This is a genomic window from Pseudomonas sp. MYb193 (assembly GCF_002966775.1).
Lineage (GTDB): Bacteria > Pseudomonadota > Gammaproteobacteria > Pseudomonadales > Pseudomonadaceae > Aquipseudomonas > Aquipseudomonas paracarnis.
On the sequence record NZ_CP023269.1, the window covers coordinates 4,491,691 to 4,507,617 of the forward strand.

Below are 15,927 nucleotides of genomic sequence, written 5' to 3' on the forward strand. Positions count from 1 at the left end.
CTGCCCTGCCTCAGGATTTATGAGACTCAAGCCTTACCTACTAGTGATGTGCCTGCTGTGCATACCGAGCCTTGGCGCTGGCGCCGAGAAGACCGTGTACGGCCTGAATGAATACGCCAAGCTTGCGGGTATCGACCTGGAAGTGGCGGCCAAACTCGACACCGGCGCCAAGACCGCCTCGTTGAGTGCCCGCGATATCAAGCGCTTCAAGCGCAATGGCGAATCCTGGGTACGCTTCTACCTGGCCATCGACACCGCCCATTCCCACCCCATCGAACTGCCCCTGGCGCGCGTCAGCAAGATCAAGCGCCGCGCCGGCGACTACGATCCCGATGAGGACAAGAACTACACCGCCCGCCCAGTGATTGCGCTGGATATCTGCATGGGCAGTGCTTTACGCAGCATCGAAGTGAACTTGACTGACCGCAGCGCATTCCAATACCCGCTGCTGATTGGCTCCGAAGCCTTGAAACGCTTTGATGCGCTGGTCGACCCTAGTCTTAAATATGCAGCAGGCAAACCCGCCTGCGCCGCCGACGCTTAATACCGCCGAGTAAACCGAATGCGCTCTCTGACCCTGCACCTGAAAATCCTGATCACCTTGCTGGTGGTGCTGGGCATTTCGGTCACCGCTTATCAGATCTTCGTGCTGGGAATTCCCGTCACCGAAGATGCCACCGACGACTTGTGGAACATCGACGCCAAGGTCGAGTTCGTCGCCAACCCGAAAGACCCGGTCAAGATCCAGATGTTCGTGCCGCCCTTGAGCCGCGACTTCGTCAGCCTCAATGAGAGCTTTATCTCGAACAACTACGGGGTGAGCGTCAACCGCATCGACGGCAACCGCAAGGTCACCTGGTCGGCGCGTCGGGCCAAGGGCAACCAGACCCTCTATTACCGCCTGGTGCTGACCAAGCGCTACAGCGGCGAAAAGGTCAAGATCAAAGGCCCGACCTTCCGCGACAGCATGCCCGTGGAAGGCCCCGAGAAGATCGCCGCCGAAGCCTTGCTGGCCCCGATCCGCCAGCACTCGGCCGACGTCGAGACCTTTATCAGTGAAGCCATCAAGCGCACCAACAACCTCAACGACGACAATGTGAAGTTGCTGCTGGCCGGCGACCCCTCGACGCCGCACAAAGCCAAGATCGTCGAACTGCTGCTGTCCATCGCCCACGTGCCGGTAGAGAAAGTCCACACCATCCGCCTGGTGGCCGACCAGCCGCAAACCCCGGAACTATGGCTGCGCAGTTTCAACGGCAACGACTGGCTGTACTTCAACCCGGAGACTGGTGAACAGGGCCTGCCCGCCGACCGCCTGCTGTGGTGGACCGGCGATGAAAACCTGATCACCGTCGATGGCGGCAAGAAAGCCATGGTGACCTTCAGCCTGAACAACAGCGAGATGAACGCCATCCGCCTGGCCAAGCTGACGGACGAAAACACCGACGCCAACTTCCTCGAATACTCGCTGTACGGCCTGCCGCTGCAAACCCAGCAGACCTTCATGATCATGGTGATGATCCCGATAGGCGTGCTGGTGATCTTGATCCTGCGCAACCTCATCGGCCTGCAGACCCTGGGCACCTTCACCCCCGTACTGATCGCCCTGGCATTCCGCGAGACCCAGTTGGGCTTCGGGATTGTGCTGTTCACGATCATCACGGCACTGGGCCTGTCGCTCCGGTCGTACCTTGAACACCTTAAACTGCAGATGCTGCCGAGGCTGTCGGTGGTGCTGACCTTCGTGGTGGTGCTGATTGCCGCCATCAGCCTGTTCAGCCACAAGCTGGGGCTGGAACGCGGCTTGTCGGTGGCGCTGTTCCCGATGGTGATCCTGACCATGACCATCGAACGCCTGTCGATCACCTGGGAGGAGCGTGGCGCCAACCATGCGCTGAAAGTGGCGATTGGCACGCTGTTCGCTGCGTCCCTGGCGCACCTGATCATGAGCGTGCCGGAGTTGGTCTACTTCGTGTTCACCTTCCCGGCGATCCTGTTGATCCTGGTGGGCTTCATGCTGGCCATGGGTCGCTACCGCGGTTATCGCCTCACCGAGCTGGTGCGTTTCAAGGCGTTCCTGAAGGCTGACTCTTGATGTTCGGCTTCTGGAAGACCTGGAAGGCCCTGGAAGCGCGGGGGATCATGGGCATTAACCGGCGTAATGCCGACTACGTGCTCAAGTACAACAAGCGCAGCCTGTACCCCATCGTGGATGACAAGATCATCACCAAGGAACGGGCCCTGGCGGCCGGCATCCACGTGCCGGAAATGTACGGGGTGATCTCCACCGAAAAGGAGATCGACAAGCTCGACGAGATTATCGGTGGGCGCAGCGACTTCGTGATCAAGCCCGCCCAGGGTGCCGGCGGTGACGGCATCCTGGTGGTGGCCGACCGGTTTGAAGGGCGCTACCGCACGGTGTCCGGCAAAATCATCAGCCATGAGGAGATCGAGCACCAGATTTCCAGCATCCTCACCGGCCTGTATTCCCTCGGCGGCCACCGCGACCGCGCGTTGATCGAGTACCGCGTGGTGCCCGACCAGATCTTCAAGAGCATCAGCTATGAAGGCGTGCCGGACATCCGCATCATCGTGCTGATGGGCTACCCGGTGATGGCGATGCTGCGCTTGCCCACCCGCCAGTCCGGCGGCAAGGCCAACCTGCACCAGGGCGCGATCGGCGTGGGTGTAGACCTGGCCACCGGCCTGACCCTGCGCGGCACCTGGCTGAACAACATCATCACCAAGCACCCCGACACCACCAACGCCGTCGATGGCGTGCAACTGCCCAACTGGGACGGTTTCATGAAGCTCGCCGCCGGCTGCTATGAGCTGTGCGGGCTGGGTTATATCGGCGTGGACATGGTGCTGGACCAGGAAAAAGGCCCATTGATCCTTGAGCTGAACGCTCGGCCTGGGCTGAACATCCAGATTGCCAACGATTGCGGCCTGACTTTGCGCACCCATGCGGTGGAGGCACGGCTTGAAGAGCTCAAGGCGGCCGGGGTGACAGAAACCCCCGAGGAACGGGTGAAGTTCGTGCAGGAGATGTTCGGGCATATTCCGCCGGTTGAAGGCTAAGCAGCGCATCGCAGGCAAGCCCGGGCTCGATAGGTGGGGGCTGGCTTGCCTGCGATGGCTTTCTGACAAGCCATTTGCCCCTCAGGCTATACCCTCTATCGAGCTATCACCGACATCCCCTCTAGGAGCAAGTCCTACAGAGGACTACAATCCCCTCCCCCCCCGCCACTGGCTGATTCACCCTCGCATGTCGACCTGCTCCGTTTACCCCTTACCCTACCGGGCCAACCCCGCCGAGTACTTTGCGGCTATTCGCCATGCGCCTGGCGCGGTGCTGCTCGACAGCGGCCGCCCGGCTGCCGAGCGGGGGCGTTATGACCTGCTCAGCGCCTGGCCCGAAGCGACCTTGACGGTTGGGCCGGATGAACGCGGCAGCGATTTCCTGCAACGCCTGCGCGAGAACCTGGCGCAGTTGGGTGAGGCGGCCCTGCCTGCTGGCGTTGAATTGCCATTTGCCGGCGGTTTGATCGGTTACTTGAGCTATGACTTCGGCCGGCACTTGGAACAGGTCTCGCGCCTGGCCGTGGACGACCTGCATCTGCCGGATGCGCGCCTGGGGCTGTATGCCTGGGCACTGGTCAGCGATCACCTGGCGCGCACCAGCCAACTGGTGTTTCACCCAGTGCTGGCCGATAGCGAGCGGCAACGTCTGATCGCCCTGTTCAGTCATGCAACAGGTGACACCCCCACCACCTTCAAGCTCCAGGGCACCATGGCGCCGGACCTCAGCGTGGATGCGTACCAGCAGGCCATCCTGCGTATCCAGGATTACATCCAGGCCGGCGACTGCTACCAGGTCAACTTTGCCCAACGCTTTCGTGCGCCGTGCATCGGCGATCCATGGGCAGCCTACTGCGCGCTGCGCGAAGCCTGCCCGACGCCGTTTTCCGGGTTCCAGAGTTTGCCCGATGACGGCGCGGTGCTGAGCCTGTCGCCGGAGCGCTTCGTGCGCATCAGCGAAGGCCAGGTCGAAACCCGCCCGATCAAAGGCACCCGCCCTCGCGGTTTAACACCGGAAGAGGACGCTGCCAACGCCGCTGAGCTGCTCGCCAGCCCCAAGGACCGCGCAGAAAACCTGATGATCGTTGACCTGCTGCGCAATGACCTTGGCCGCAGTTGCCGTATCGGCTCAGTGAAAGTGCCGGAGCTGTTCAGCCTGGAAAGCTACCCCAACGTGCACCACCTGGTGAGCAGTGTCACTGGCATATTGGCCGACGACAAAGACGCCCTCGACCTGATCGCCGGCAGCTTCCCTGGCGGCTCCATTACCGGCGCGCCGAAGATTCGCGCCATGCAGATCATCGACGAGCTTGAGCCCACCCGCCGCGGGTTGTATTGCGGCTCGCTGGTGTACCTGGACGTGCGCGGCGAAATGGACAGCTCCATCGCGATTCGCAGCTTACTGGTCAAGGACGGACAGGTGTGTTGCTGGGGTGGCGGTGGGATTGTGGCGGATTCGCAGTGGCAGGCGGAGTATCAGGAGTCTCTGACGAAGGTGCGTGTGTTGTTACAAACGTTGGAAAATCTGTAGGGTACAGCCCCTTCCTAGCGTTCGAGTAGAACGCCATGCGATAGAAAAAGCCTGAATCAGAACCGCTGTGGACGGGATAGACGCTTGCAGATAGCGTCCGGAGCGACCGTCCACCCGCCACCTGTGAAGGATCACATGAAGCGACTACCTCCTCGTCTGGAAATATTTCCGAGATTGCCTATCCACGCAATCGCACCTATGATCTCCCAAAACGGGAGGTTGAAGCGATGCGGATAATCGCTCTATCTACCCTACGAATATTCTGGGAAAGCCATTCAGCTTATAGCGACGCCAGAACACCGCTGGTCGAGTTGTATCGGCACATGGAAAAGGCCAATTATCCAACACCGCAAGCACTCAAGGCCGAACTCAGAACAGCGAGCATTCTTAAGGGGGGCAGGGTCGTGTTCAACGTTGGCGGCAACAAGTATCGAGTGATCATGACGATCGACTACCAGCGACAACTAGGGTTTATACGGTTCGTGGGGACCCACGCTCAGTACGACCAGATCAACGCGGAGACTGCGTGATGAACATCAAACCTATTCACTCCCAGGAAGACCTGACTGCGGCACTCGTACGAGTCGAGCAGATATGGGGAGCACCACCCGGCTCGCCTGAAGGTGATGAGCTGGAAATCCTGGCAGTCCTCATCGAGAAGTACGAAGCCGAGCATTACCCCATGCCCCCTTCGGATCCGGTAGAGGCTATCAAGTTTCGCATGGAGCAATTGGGCATGACCGCACGCGATCTGGAGCCGTTTATCGGCACCAGTGGGCGGGTGTCAGAGGTGCTGAACCACAAGCGCAAGCTAAGCCTGTCGATGATCAAGCGTCTGCATGAAGGCTTGCGTATTCCTTATGAGCGCTTGCTGGCCGAGGGTAAGGCGTGACGGCGCCGACGTCATCGCAGGCAAGCCCGACTCCCACAGTTGACCGCGTCGTTTGACGTTACATGGTCAAGGTGGGAGCTGGTTTGCCTGCGATGAGCATAGGTATCTACACAACTTCGGCACGACGCTAAATCTGTGGCGAGGGAGCTTGCTCCCGTGACGGCCTGGCAGCCGACACAGATATAACTGATGCCCCGCGATCCAATGTGGGAGCTGGCTTGCCTGCGAAGACGGCCTGACAGTCAACACAGTTGGACCGTGTACATATCCATTCCTGCGGTAACGGCCACTTAGGGTTCCGCCCTGACGGCGGCTCACTTTCGAAAAGCGCGAAAGTAAGCAAAGCGCTCTTGCCCCACCACTCGGCACCTCGCTTAGGCTCGGTGTGCCCGTAATCCGCCAGTGATTTGGGGGGCCGCCGCCACGCGCCATCCATGGCGCGGGGCGGCTAAACCGGCATCCCTGCCGGTTTACCCCCCCAAATCCCTGTCGAATTCCGGCCAGCGTGGTTTAACGGGACGCCTAAGATCAAAAGCAGATCAAGATCAAGAGCGGCTCGCTTCGCATCGTGGTTACCGTTGAGCTAACAGAGTTATGTAGATACCTATGCTGCGATGAGGCAATCAGCCACGCCGCATAACTTACAGGCTCAACTGCCGATTCGACGCCTTGATAAACTCTTTCTTCAGGTCTTCAAACGTATGCACCGCCGGGAACTGCGGGAATTCGCGAATCACATTGTCCGGCGCATGGAACAGAATCCCACGGTCAGCTTCACCCAGCATGCTGGTGTCGTTGTAGGAATCACCGGCAGCGATCACGCGGTAGTAGAGGGTCTTGAATGCCAATACCGATTGGCGCTTGGGGTCTTTCTGGCGCAGTTGGTAGCTCACCACCCGATCGTTTTCATCGGTGATCAAGCGGTGGCAAAGCAAGGTCGGGAAACCCAGCTGACGCATCAGCGGCTGGGAGAACTCATAGAAGGTGTCGGACAGGATCACCACCTGGAAGCGCTCGCGCAGCCAATTGACGAACTCAATGGCGCCGTCCAGCGGCTTGAGCGTGGCGATAACGGCCTGGATGTCGGCCAGCTTGAGCCCATGCTCGTCGAGGATGCGCAGGCGCTGTTGCATCAGCACGTCGTAGTCGGGAATGTCACGGGTGGTGGCCCGCAGGGACTCAATGCCGGTTTTCTCGGCAAAGGCGATCCAGATTTCCGGAACCAGTACCCCTTCCAGGTCAAGGCAGGCAATTTCCACACGACACTCCTGTTAGATGTTGTTAGTTGAGCGAGCAAAAGGACTGCCGAACTCTAGCGACTCAAGCCCGCCGCCGCAACGCGGGACAGTTTTTGATACCATCGCCCTCCTAGAGAGCGCTCAGCGCCACTGACCTGTAGGAACCGTCCTGATGAACCAAGCCTTCGACGTCGTTGAACTCGCCACGACTTATGCCAACAAGTCTGCCCAGGACATTCTCAAGCTGGCGTTCAGCCAGTTCGGCGATGACTTGTGGATTTCCTTCAGCGGTGCCGAGGATGTGGTCCTGGTGGACATGGCCTGGAAGCTGAACAAGAACGTCAAGGTGTTCAGCCTCGACACCGGCCGCCTGCACCCGGAGACCTACCGGTTTATCGAGCAGGTTCGTGAGTTCTACAAGATCGACATCGAGCTGATCTCGCCAGACCCGAGCAAGCTGGAGCCCTTCGTCAAAGAGAAAGGCCTGTTCAGCTTCTATAAGGACGGCCATGGCGAATGCTGCGGCATCCGCAAGATCGAACCGCTGCGCCGCAAACTCGCAGGTGTCAGCGCCTGGGCCACCGGCCAGCGCCGCGACCAGAGCCCCGGCACCCGCAGCCAGGTGGCGGCGCTGGAAATCGACACGGCGTTCTCCACCCCGGAACGTACCCTGTACAAGTTCAACCCGCTGGCGCAGATGACCAGCGAAGAGGTGTGGGGTTATATCCGCATGTTGGAGTTGCCTTACAACAGCCTGCATGAGCGTGGGTTTATCAGCATCGGCTGCGAGCCCTGCACCCGCCCGGTATTGCCGAACCAGCATGAGCGCGAAGGCCGCTGGTGGTGGGAAGAAGCCACGCAGAAAGAATGCGGACTGCATGCGGGGAATATCATCAGCAAGGCTTGAGCCTCTGATGCCACCGCCGCTGTAGGAGCGAGCAAGCTCGCTCCTACAGAATGCGATATCTGCTTTTGGGCGGGATAAATCTTGTACACAACCTTGTAACCATAAGTGCCATTTTTGTGTGCAACTTAATGTACAACGCACCAAAACGTAACATCTCCCTGCGCCAATGGCGCTGTCTATAAATAGCCCTGCAATTAACAAACAAATAAATACCTGTTCAAACGGTCAATTTATAACGTTTGTAATTCAGTAAGTTATTCGCAACCTATATAAAAACGAAATTATCCAAGCTTTTCATATATCCAGAATTGGCACGCATATGGCTTAGGCAGAAGTACGCTTTGTATACAATCAATACAAAACCTACATACACTTTGCCGTCCGCCGCTTTGCCGCGGATGTGCTGGAGCCTGCCGAATGCGTACAAGTCTTTCGAGCAATATCGCGCTGGATCTGCCCTCCTCTACCCTCCACCCCAAGGCTGCATGCCCCGGCCCGCTGGTACTCAGCCCACGCCTGCACAACAAGGACCTGGCCCCCACCAAAATCGAGGGCAGACGCTGGGGGCGCTACAGCATTTTTGCGTTGTGGACCAATGACGTGCACAACATCGCCAACTATTCATTTGCCATCGGTTTATACGCATTGGGTTTGGGCGGCTGGCAAATATTGTTGTCTCTGGGGATCGGCGCAGCACTGGTGTACTTCTTCATGAACCTCTCGGGGTATATGGGGCAGAAGACCGGTGTGCCGTTTCCCGTGATCAGCCGCATCAGTTTCGGCATTCACGGTGCGCAGATTCCAGCCTTGATCCGAGCGGTGATTGCGATTGCCTGGTTTGGGATCCAGACCTACCTGGCCTCGGTAGTTTTCCGCGTGCTGCTGACGGCCATTCACCCAGGGTTTGCCGATTATGACCACGACTCGATTCTCGGCCTCTCGACCCTGGGTTGGGCGTGCTTTGTGGCGATTTGGCTGGTGCAGTTGGTGATCCTCGCCTACGGCATGGAAATGGTACGTCGCTATGAAGGCTTCGCCGGGCCGGTGATACTGCTGACCGTGGCCGCACTGGCCGGCTGGATGTACTTCCAGGCGAACGGGCAGATTGCCTGGTCGATCCGCGAGCCTCTGAGTGGCGGCGAGATGTGGCGCAATATCTTTGCCGGCGGCGCGCTGTGGCTGGCCATCTACGGCACCCTGATCCTCAATTTCTGCGACTTCGCCCGCTCTTCGCCGTGCCGCAAGACCATCCAGGTCGGGAACTTCTGGGGGCTGCCGGTCAATATCCTGGTGTTCGCCGCGATTACCGTGCTGCTGTGCGGCGGACAGTTCCAACTCAATGGCCGGGTGATCGAAAGCCCGACCGAAATCATCGCGGCGATCCCCAACACCTTCTTTCTCGTGCTCGGCTGCCTGGCCTTCCTGATCGTCACCGTGGCGGTGAACATCATGGCCAACTTCGTCGCCCCGGCCTTTGTACTGAGCAACCTGGCGCCCAAGTACCTGAACTTCCGGCGCGCCGGGCTGATCAGCGCCTTCGTTGCCGTGCTGATCCTGCCGTGGAATCTCTACAACAGCCCGTTGGTGATCGTGTACTTCCTCTCTGGCCTCGGCGCGCTGCTGGGGCCGTTGTACGGGGTGATCATGGTCGATTACTGGCTGATTCGCAAAAGCCAGGTGAATGTGCCGCAGTTGTACAGCGAAGACCCCCAAGGCATTTATTACTACAGCCGAGGCGTGAATATGCGCGCCGTGGCGGCGTTTATTCCTGCGGCGGTGATCGCCATCTTACTGGCGCTGCTGCCGGGGTTTGCCAGCGTCTCGCCGTTTTCCTGGTTGTTTGGCGCCGGCATTGCCGGGTTGCTGTACCTGCTGATTGCCAAGCGTCAGCCGCACTACGCCGATGTCAGCGGCGAAAGCATCGCCGTCGATAACGTCAGTCATTAAACAAGGACTTTCCATGCGTATCCTCGTGGTCAACGTCAACACCACCGAATCCATCACCGACACCATCGCCCAGCAAGCACGGGCCGTGGCTTCACCGGGCACCGAGATTGTCGGGCTCACCCCGTACTTCGGCGCAGAATCGGTGGAAGGCAACTTTGAAAGTTATCTGGCAGCCATCGCCGTGATGGATCGGGTAATGGCCTACGACCAGCCCTTTGATGCGGTGATCCAGGCCGGCTATGGCGAACATGGCCGTGAAGGCTTGCAGGAACTGCTCAATGTACCGGTGGTGGATATCACCGAAGCGGCGGCCAGCACCGCGATGTTCCTGGGGCACGCCTACTCGGTGGTGACCACCCTGGACCGCACGGTGCCGCTGATTGAAGACCGGCTGAAACTCGCCGGCCTCTACCAGCGTTGCGCTTCGGTGCGCGCCAGCGGCATGGCGGTGCTGGAGCTGGAAGAAGACCCGTTGGCAGCCATGGAGGCCATCGTGCACCAGGCGGAACTGGCCATCCGCGACGACAAGGCCGAAGTGATCTGCCTGGGCTGCGGCGGCATGGCCGGGCTGGACGAGCAGATTCGCCAGCGCACCGGGGTGCCGGTGGTGGACGGGGTGACGGCGGCGGTGATGGTGGCCGAGTCGTTGGTGCGGTTGGGGTTGTCGACCTCGAAGGTCAGGACTTATGCGACACCGAGGCCGAAGAAGGTCATCGGCTGGCCGGGCAAGTTCGGACGGTAGACCGATGCGCCTGCATCGCGGGCAAGCCCGGCTCCCACAGTGATCGCAATCCAATGTGGGAGCCGGGCTTGCCCGTGATGGCCACGACTCGATGTAAGGCCGTGCTCAGATAGCACTGAACCGTTGAGCCAGTTTTTGCTCGGCGAACTGCTCAATAATGAAATCCACAAACGCCCGCGTCTTGCCCGGCAGCAATTTATGCTCGGCGTAGTAGATGGAAATATTGCCGTCGTCCACATACCAATCGGGTAACACTCGCACCAACGCACCGCTGTCCAGGAACGGCACCGCCATCGGCATGCTCACCAGCGCGATGCCAAGGCCCTGGGCACTGGCGCAGCAAGCGGCTTCGGAGTCGCTCATGGTCATCGCTGGTTTCAGCACTAGAGGGCTGTGCTCGCGCTCACGGTGGGTCAGTTGCCACGAACGCACCCGGCCAGTCTGCGGCGAGCGAATCAAGATGCCGAGGCAGTGCGACAGGTCGTCGGGCGCCCGCACCGGCAAGCGTCGCGCCAGGTAATCCGGCGACGCCACCAGCACCCGGTGCGCCGGGGTCAACTTGCGCGCCACCACGCCTTGGGGCAGCTCAAACCCGCCGCCAATGGCCGCATCGAAGCCTTGCCCGATCAGGTCGACCTGGCGGTTATCGAAATGCCAGTCCGGGCTGATATCCGGACAACGCCGCATAAATTCGCCCAGCAACGGCACCACGTACCGGTTACCGAACACTGGCCCCATGCTGACCTTGAGCGTGCCCACCGGCCGCCCTTCGGCACTGGCCAGGTTGGCGACCGCATTTTGGATGGTGGTGAGGCTGCCGCTGACTTCCGCCAGGAACATCTTGCCGGCTTCGGTCAGCGCCAGACGCCGAGTGCTGCGCTGAAACAGCCGCACACCGAGGCGCGCCTCCAACTTGGCAACGCTTTTACCCACCGCAGCCGGGGTCAGGCTCAGGTGCCGAGCAGCCTCGGCAAAGCTGCCACCCTCGGCGCTGCGCACAAAGCATTCGATACTGCCAAAGCTTTCCATATCGCCCCACTCTAAACTTTTGGTTTACACAGACTATAGCAACCACGGGCTACCGAGCAGCGCGGGTGAGGTCGATACTCGCTCCATCAACTACCTCGGAGATCGACATGACCACACACAACCTCACCGGCAAAGTCGCCTTGATTCAAGGCGGTTCCCGCGGCATCGGCGCCGCCATCGTCAAGCGCCTCGCCGCCCAGGGGGCAGCGGTTGCCTTTACCTACGTCAGCTCGGCCGCCAAGGCTGAAACACTGCAGAACGAGGTGATCAGCGCAGGGGGGCAGGCTCTGGCGATACACGCCGACAGCGCCGATGCCACGGCGATTCGCGCTGCGGTCAACGCCACGGTCGAGGCGTTTGGACGCCTGGATATCCTGGTGAATAACGCTGGCGTGCTGGCCATCGCGCCGCTGGAAGCATTCAAGCTGGAAGACTTCGACCAGACCTTGGCGATCAACGTACGCAGCGTGTTTATCGCCACCCAGGAAGCCGCCAAGCATATGGGCGAAGGTGGCCGTGTAATCAATATCGGCAGCACCAACGCCGAGCGCATGCCGTTTGGCGGTGGCGGGCCCTACGCCATGAGCAAGGCGGCGCTGGTGGGGTTGACCAAGGGATTGGCGCGGGACCTGGGGCCACGGGGCATCACCATCAACAACGTGCAGCCTGGGCCGGTGGACACCGATATGAACCCGGCGAACAGTGATTTTGCCGAAAGTCTGATCGGGTTGATGGCGGTAGGACGGTATGGGCATGTGGAGGAGATTGCCAGTTTTGTGGCCTATCTGGCCGGGCCGGAAGCCGGCTATATCACGGGCGCCAGCCTGACCATCGATGGTGGTTTCAGCGCCTGATTTTGCAAAACCGCAAACCGAATGTGGGAGCGGGCTTGCCCGCGAAGGCGGTGTGTCAGAGCCACATCTGTCACTGCACTACCGCTTTCGCAGGCAAGCCAGCTCCCACATTTTTGACCACGCGGGGTCAGGCCATGGGTGGCAAGCCATAGGCCGCCAAATCAAAGTCGGCGAGCTTGCGAATAATCTGGTCAGCATGCTGGTACTTGCTGTCAGCCATCGCCTCATCGGGCACCGCAATAGCGGTCATGTGCGCAGCCTTCGCGGCCGTCACGCCGAACGGCGAATCTTCGAACACCAGACAATCCTCAGGCGCTACACCCAACCGGCGCGCAGCGGTGAGGAAGATATCCGGCGCGGGCTTGGCAGCGCCTACTTCCGGGTCGTCAGCGGTGACGATGGTGTCGAACAGGCCAAACCATTCACGGTGCAGGGTGGTCTTGTGGCCAAACGAGTTACGCGATGAACTGGTGCCCACCGCAATCGGAATATTGTGCGCCTTCAAGTGCCGCACCAACGCCTCGGCGCCGGGCATGCCCAGGGCCTTGGGAAAGCGCTCGCTCATCAGCGGTTCGCGTATTTCCAGAAACTCGGCGGGCGTGATCGGCAGGTCCAGTGCCTTGACCACGTAATCGGCCAAATCCTGGGCACCCCGCCCGATGATGTGCTGCTTGATGCCCCAGTCGTAGGTACGGCCATAGCGTTCGGCAATGATCTGCGTGACTTCGGTGTAGATGCCTTCGGTATCCAGCAACAACCCGTCCATATCGAAAATCACGGCTTTGATCGGGACAGCGTTACGCGGTGCATTCATCACAACACAACCTTGGGGCGAGGACTAAAAGGATTCAGCACAATAACGGCCCTCATTGCCTGCAAGCAACCTTCGTGGACCATCCGTTGATTCATACCACGCAACAGTTTTACCCGTCGGCGCTGACGGCGGCCGTCTAGGGTTTGAGAGGAAAACGTCATGACCCGTTGACGCGGATCTGAAAATACCGATTGCAAACCTTATAAAAGACTTATTAACCTCTCATGAATTCAATCCAATGGACGCGAAAAGCCGTCAAACAATTGCTTCGGTTGCATTCGTATCATCAGCAACAGGTACGCGATGCCGTGTCCGCTCTTGAACACATGCCCGATGCAATCAACGTCAAGGCGCTGGTTAACCATCCTCACAGCTATCGCTTGCGGGTAGGTCATTACCGGGTCCTTTTCGACTGGGACGGCAGCATCCAGGTCGTCAGTATCCAAGAGGTTAAAAAACGTGACGAGCGAACCTACTGCCGTACAGATCATCCACAATACGCAGGGCAAGCCAGCCTATGTGGTGATTCCCTATGAACACTATGTGGCGCAGCAAAACGATCCAAACCTGATCCCCCATGCGGTAGTCAGCCGCCTGGTGGATGGCGCAACACCTATTCGCGCGTGGCGCGAGCACCTGAGCTTGACCCAGGAAGAAGTCGCCAGACGCCTGGGTATTTCACAATCGGCATTTGCCCAGCAGGAAGCGGTCAGCAAACCCCGCCGCACCACGCGAGAAAAGATAGCCAAGGCGTTCGGTATCAATGCCAGTCAACTGGAGCTATAACGGCACGCTGCAAAAATTCACGTATCCCTTCACCTCACATCGAGCTCAAACATGCTCTACCGCCTAGCCGCCGACGGCCTCGTGCTGTTCCACCTGGCCTTTATCCTGTTCGTGCTGTTCGGCGGTCTGCTCACCCTGAAGTGGCCCCGGGTAATGTGGCTGCACCTGCCCGCCGTTGCCTGGGGCATCGCGGTAGAGGTGCTGCACCTGCCCTGCCCGCTTACCCGTTGGGAAAACCTGTTTCGCCACTTGGCCGGGCAGGATGGTTATGGCGGTGGGTTTATCGAGCACTACATTCTGACGCTGATCTACCCCGCCGGGCTGACTGCCAATATCCAACTGCTGCTGGGAGCTGTGGTGGTGGTGATCAACCTCGCGGTGTATGGGCGGGTTATCCGCCGTTACGTACAGGCTTGAGACAGCTGCGCTGGTGAAAAATCAGCGCACCTCATTCCGTCGTGGTTGCATCTATGACACGCCGAAGAGCAAATGTGGGAGCTGTCGAGCCCCAGCGAGGCTGTGATGGGATCACCGCAGAGCACGCGCCAGACTGAGTCATCTGCATCACAGCCTCGCTGATTGATTTCAATCTGCCAACTGAGCGCTTAGAGTGTCGCCCCCCGAGAATTGAATCTCGAGATTGAACCTATGGAGTTATGAGTGAAATACGTCAGTAAAGTCGTTGCAGCAGCCGTACTTGGTTTCACCCTGGCAGGCTGCACCGGCACCGCCATGAAAACCCAGCAATACGACGCCAGCCAATACACCGTGCTGGGCCACAGCGAAGCCAGCGCCACCGGCATCATGCTGCTGGGCGTCATCCCGATAGGCCAGAACAACCGCTTCGTGCGCGCCCAGGATGCAGCCATCAAGGCCAAGGGCGGCGACGCGTTGATCAACACGCAAGTGCAAGAGAAGTGGTTCTGGGCCTGGGTATTGAACGGCTACACCACCAAAATATCCGGTGATGTGATCAAGCTGAAAACCGCGCAATAAAGTACGAAATTGCCAGGGCGCTGACCCCGGTAAGCGACGTATCATGGGCCTGACTTTCGAGGATGGCCCATGAACCTCAGCATCATTTACGCCCTCGCGGCCGCCGCCCTGTTCGGCGCCAGCACCCCACTGGCCAAAAGCCTTGGCCTGAGCCTCTCGCCCATCCTGCTCGCCGGCCTGCTCTACCTCGGCAGCGGCATCGGCCTTGCCGGTGTGCGCTTGATCCGTGATCGCGGCTGGAAACCTACCGGGCTAACCCCATCGGAATGGCCCTGGCTACTCGGCGCCATCGCCTTCGGCGGCATCCTCGGCCCCGTTGCATTGATGTTCGGCCTGACCCGTACCACCAGCGCCAGCGCCTCCCTGATGCTCAACCTTGAGTCGGTACTGACTGCCGTGATCGCCTGGGTTGTGTTCCGCGAAAACGCCGACCGACGCATCGTCCTCGGCATGCTTGCCATTGTGTTGGGCGGCGTGGTGTTGTCGTGGTCCGGTGCCGACGGCAGCCGCCAGGACTGGACCGGACCGCTTGCCGTTGCGCTGGCGTGTTTGTGCTGGGGGATCGATAACAACCTCACGCGCAAAGTGTCCGCGTCTGACGCATTGTTTATCGCAGGTGCCAAAGGCTTGATTGCGGGGCTGGTCAATTGCAGCCTGGCACTTTACCTCGGGGCGCAGATTCCCGGCATGGCGCAACTGGCGCCGATCCTGGTGGTAGGTTTCCTCGGCTATGGCATCAGCCTGGTGATGTTCGTGCTGGCCCTCCGCGGGCTGGGCAGCGCGCGCACCGGCGCTTACTTCTCCACGGCACCTTTTCTCGGTGCTGCAGTGGCGTTGCTAGTATTTGGCGAATCGGTGACCGTGGCCTTCTGGATTGCCTCGGCGCTGATGGCCGTAGGCGTGTGGCTGCACCTGACGGAGCGGCATGCCCATGAGCATCTGCATGAGGCAACGGAACATGGGCATTGGCATGTGCATGATGAGCATCATCAACATGAGCATGGGTTTGAGTGGGACTCGAAGGTGCCTCATAGCCATGTGCATGCACATGGAGTGATGAGACATAGCCATGCGCATTTTCCGGATGTGCATCATCGGCATAGGCATTGA

Annotated in this window: 17 protein-coding genes and 1 pseudogene; 15 read left to right on the forward strand and 3 right to left on the reverse strand. The window is 59.7% G+C overall.

Going from position 1 to position 15,927, the window contains the following annotated elements; genetic code table 11:
- The first annotated feature begins 19 nt into the window (after nt 1–19).
- The 6 genes from CLM72_RS20405 (at nt 20) to CLM72_RS20430 (ending at nt 5,504) form a co-directional block, all read left to right on the forward strand.
- Complete coding sequence (locus tag CLM72_RS20405) at nt 20–544, forward strand: ATP-dependent zinc protease (protein ID WP_014719501.1); 525 nt, start codon at nt 20–22, stop codon at nt 542–544.
- An 18-nt stretch (nt 545–562) separates the two neighbouring features.
- Nucleotides 563–2,095, forward strand: a complete 1,533-nt coding sequence (locus CLM72_RS20410; protein WP_105227806.1) for an inactive transglutaminase family protein — start codon at nt 563–565, stop codon at nt 2,093–2,095.
- Nucleotides 2,095–3,081, forward strand: a complete 987-nt coding sequence (locus CLM72_RS20415; RefSeq protein ID WP_003193326.1) for an alpha-L-glutamate ligase-like protein — start codon at nt 2,095–2,097, stop codon at nt 3,079–3,081. The genes CLM72_RS20410 and CLM72_RS20415 overlap by 1 nt, the downstream gene beginning before the upstream one ends.
- A 187-nt stretch (nt 3,082–3,268) precedes the next feature.
- Nucleotides 3,269–4,612 (forward strand): aminodeoxychorismate synthase component I, encoded by a 1,344-nt coding sequence (pabB, locus tag CLM72_RS20420; protein WP_105227808.1) that lies wholly within the window; start codon nt 3,269–3,271, stop codon nt 4,610–4,612.
- A gap of 227 nt (nt 4,613–4,839) precedes the next feature.
- Nucleotides 4,840–5,142 carry a type II toxin-antitoxin system HigB family toxin gene (locus CLM72_RS20425; RefSeq protein WP_105227810.1) on the forward strand — a complete coding sequence of 101 codons (303 nt, stop codon included), beginning with the start codon at nt 4,840–4,842 and terminating at the stop codon, nt 5,140–5,142.
- Nucleotides 5,142–5,504 (forward strand): type II toxin-antitoxin system HigA family antitoxin, encoded by a 363-nt coding sequence (locus CLM72_RS20430; RefSeq protein WP_105227812.1) that lies wholly within the window; start codon nt 5,142–5,144, stop codon nt 5,502–5,504. Before CLM72_RS20425 ends, CLM72_RS20430 begins: the two co-directional genes overlap by 1 nt.
- A 641-nt stretch (nt 5,505–6,145) precedes the next feature.
- Here CLM72_RS20430 and thrH read toward each other — a convergent pair.
- On the reverse strand, nt 6,146–6,763 hold the full coding sequence (thrH, locus tag CLM72_RS20440; protein WP_014719505.1) for a bifunctional phosphoserine phosphatase/homoserine phosphotransferase ThrH: 618 nt from the start codon (nt 6,761–6,763) through the stop codon (nt 6,146–6,148).
- A gap of 151 nt (nt 6,764–6,914) precedes the next feature.
- Here thrH and CLM72_RS20445 point away from each other — a divergent pair, with 151 nt between their 5' ends.
- From CLM72_RS20445 to CLM72_RS20455, 3 genes are all read left to right on the forward strand, one after another.
- Complete coding sequence (locus CLM72_RS20445) at nt 6,915–7,649, forward strand: phosphoadenylyl-sulfate reductase (protein ID WP_105227814.1); 735 nt, start codon at nt 6,915–6,917, stop codon at nt 7,647–7,649.
- A gap of 417 nt (nt 7,650–8,066) precedes the next feature.
- Nucleotides 8,067–9,596: an NCS1 family nucleobase:cation symporter-1 gene (locus CLM72_RS20450; protein WP_105227816.1), complete on the forward strand. Its 1,530-nt coding sequence runs from the start codon at nt 8,067–8,069 to the stop codon at nt 9,594–9,596.
- Nucleotides 9,597–9,609: 13 nt separating this feature from the next.
- Complete coding sequence (locus CLM72_RS20455) at nt 9,610–10,338, forward strand: aspartate/glutamate racemase family protein (RefSeq protein ID WP_057701053.1); 729 nt, start codon at nt 9,610–9,612, stop codon at nt 10,336–10,338.
- Nucleotides 10,339–10,443: 105 nt separating this feature from the next.
- Here CLM72_RS20455 and CLM72_RS20460 read toward each other — a convergent pair whose 3' ends face one another.
- Nucleotides 10,444–11,367: a LysR family transcriptional regulator gene (locus CLM72_RS20460; protein ID WP_105227818.1), complete on the reverse strand. Its 924-nt coding sequence runs from the start codon at nt 11,365–11,367 to the stop codon at nt 10,444–10,446.
- A 107-nt stretch (nt 11,368–11,474) separates the two neighbouring features.
- Here CLM72_RS20460 and CLM72_RS20465 point away from each other — a divergent pair, with 107 nt between their 5' ends.
- On the forward strand, nt 11,475–12,221 hold the full coding sequence (locus tag CLM72_RS20465) for a 3-oxoacyl-ACP reductase family protein (RefSeq protein WP_057701055.1): 747 nt from the start codon (nt 11,475–11,477) through the stop codon (nt 12,219–12,221).
- 127 nt (nt 12,222–12,348) lie between these two features.
- Here the strand turns inward: CLM72_RS20465 and CLM72_RS20470 are convergent, their stop codons facing one another.
- The gene (locus CLM72_RS20470) at nt 12,349–13,035 is read right to left on the reverse strand and encodes an HAD-IA family hydrolase (protein WP_054897203.1); all 687 of its coding nucleotides are present in this window, start codon (nt 13,033–13,035) and stop codon (nt 12,349–12,351) included.
- A 224-nt stretch (nt 13,036–13,259) separates the two neighbouring features.
- Here CLM72_RS20470 and CLM72_RS20475 point away from each other — a divergent pair.
- From CLM72_RS20475 to CLM72_RS20495, 5 genes and pseudogenes are all read left to right on the forward strand, one after another.
- A pseudogene (locus tag CLM72_RS20475) lies at nt 13,260–13,511 on the forward strand (type II toxin-antitoxin system RelE/ParE family toxin); the annotation flags it as partial.
- Entirely contained in the window at nt 13,495–13,821 is a 327-nt protein-coding gene (locus CLM72_RS20480) for a helix-turn-helix domain-containing protein (RefSeq protein ID WP_047711582.1), read from the forward strand. The pseudogene CLM72_RS20475 and the gene CLM72_RS20480, both read left to right, overlap by 17 nt.
- 51 nt (nt 13,822–13,872) lie before the next feature.
- Nucleotides 13,873–14,238: a DUF2784 domain-containing protein gene (locus CLM72_RS20485; RefSeq protein WP_044275129.1), complete on the forward strand. Its 366-nt coding sequence runs from the start codon at nt 13,873–13,875 to the stop codon at nt 14,236–14,238.
- Nucleotides 14,239–14,481: 243 nt separating this feature from the next.
- Nucleotides 14,482–14,817 carry a hypothetical protein gene (locus tag CLM72_RS20490; protein ID WP_003193349.1) on the forward strand — a complete coding sequence of 112 codons (336 nt, stop codon included), beginning with the start codon at nt 14,482–14,484 and terminating at the stop codon, nt 14,815–14,817.
- A gap of 69 nt (nt 14,818–14,886) precedes the next feature.
- A complete protein-coding gene (locus CLM72_RS20495; RefSeq protein ID WP_105227822.1) occupies nt 14,887–15,927 on the forward strand; it encodes a DMT family transporter in 1,041 nt (346 codons plus the stop codon).

What these genes read in the sequence shown, in the direction of transcription:
- CLM72_RS20495 (WP_105227822.1), top strand. Translation starts at nt 14,887, where the DNA reads ATGAACCTCAGCATCATTTACGCCCTCGCGGCCGCCGCCCTGTTCGGC.
- CLM72_RS20430 (WP_105227812.1), top strand. Translation starts at nt 5,142, where the DNA reads ATGAACATCAAACCTATTCACTCCCAGGAAGACCTGACTGCGGCACTC.
- CLM72_RS20485 (WP_044275129.1), top strand. Translation starts at nt 13,873, where the DNA reads ATGCTCTACCGCCTAGCCGCCGACGGCCTCGTGCTGTTCCACCTGGCC.
- CLM72_RS20410 (WP_105227806.1), top strand. Translation starts at nt 563, where the DNA reads ATGCGCTCTCTGACCCTGCACCTGAAAATCCTGATCACCTTGCTGGTG.
- CLM72_RS20470 (WP_054897203.1), bottom strand. Translation starts at nt 13,035, where the DNA reads ATGAATGCACCGCGTAACGCTGTCCCGATCAAAGCCGTGATTTTCGAT.
- CLM72_RS20455 (WP_057701053.1), top strand. Translation starts at nt 9,610, where the DNA reads ATGCGTATCCTCGTGGTCAACGTCAACACCACCGAATCCATCACCGAC.
- CLM72_RS20460 (WP_105227818.1), bottom strand. Translation starts at nt 11,367, where the DNA reads ATGGAAAGCTTTGGCAGTATCGAATGCTTTGTGCGCAGCGCCGAGGGT.
- pabB (WP_105227808.1), top strand. Translation starts at nt 3,269, where the DNA reads ATGTCGACCTGCTCCGTTTACCCCTTACCCTACCGGGCCAACCCCGCC.
- CLM72_RS20465 (WP_057701055.1), top strand. Translation starts at nt 11,475, where the DNA reads ATGACCACACACAACCTCACCGGCAAAGTCGCCTTGATTCAAGGCGGT.
- CLM72_RS20425 (WP_105227810.1), top strand. Translation starts at nt 4,840, where the DNA reads ATGCGGATAATCGCTCTATCTACCCTACGAATATTCTGGGAAAGCCAT.
- CLM72_RS20405 (WP_014719501.1), top strand. Translation starts at nt 20, where the DNA reads ATGAGACTCAAGCCTTACCTACTAGTGATGTGCCTGCTGTGCATACCG.
- CLM72_RS20415 (WP_003193326.1), top strand. Translation starts at nt 2,095, where the DNA reads ATGTTCGGCTTCTGGAAGACCTGGAAGGCCCTGGAAGCGCGGGGGATC.
- CLM72_RS20445 (WP_105227814.1), top strand. Translation starts at nt 6,915, where the DNA reads ATGAACCAAGCCTTCGACGTCGTTGAACTCGCCACGACTTATGCCAAC.
- CLM72_RS20450 (WP_105227816.1), top strand. Translation starts at nt 8,067, where the DNA reads ATGCGTACAAGTCTTTCGAGCAATATCGCGCTGGATCTGCCCTCCTCT.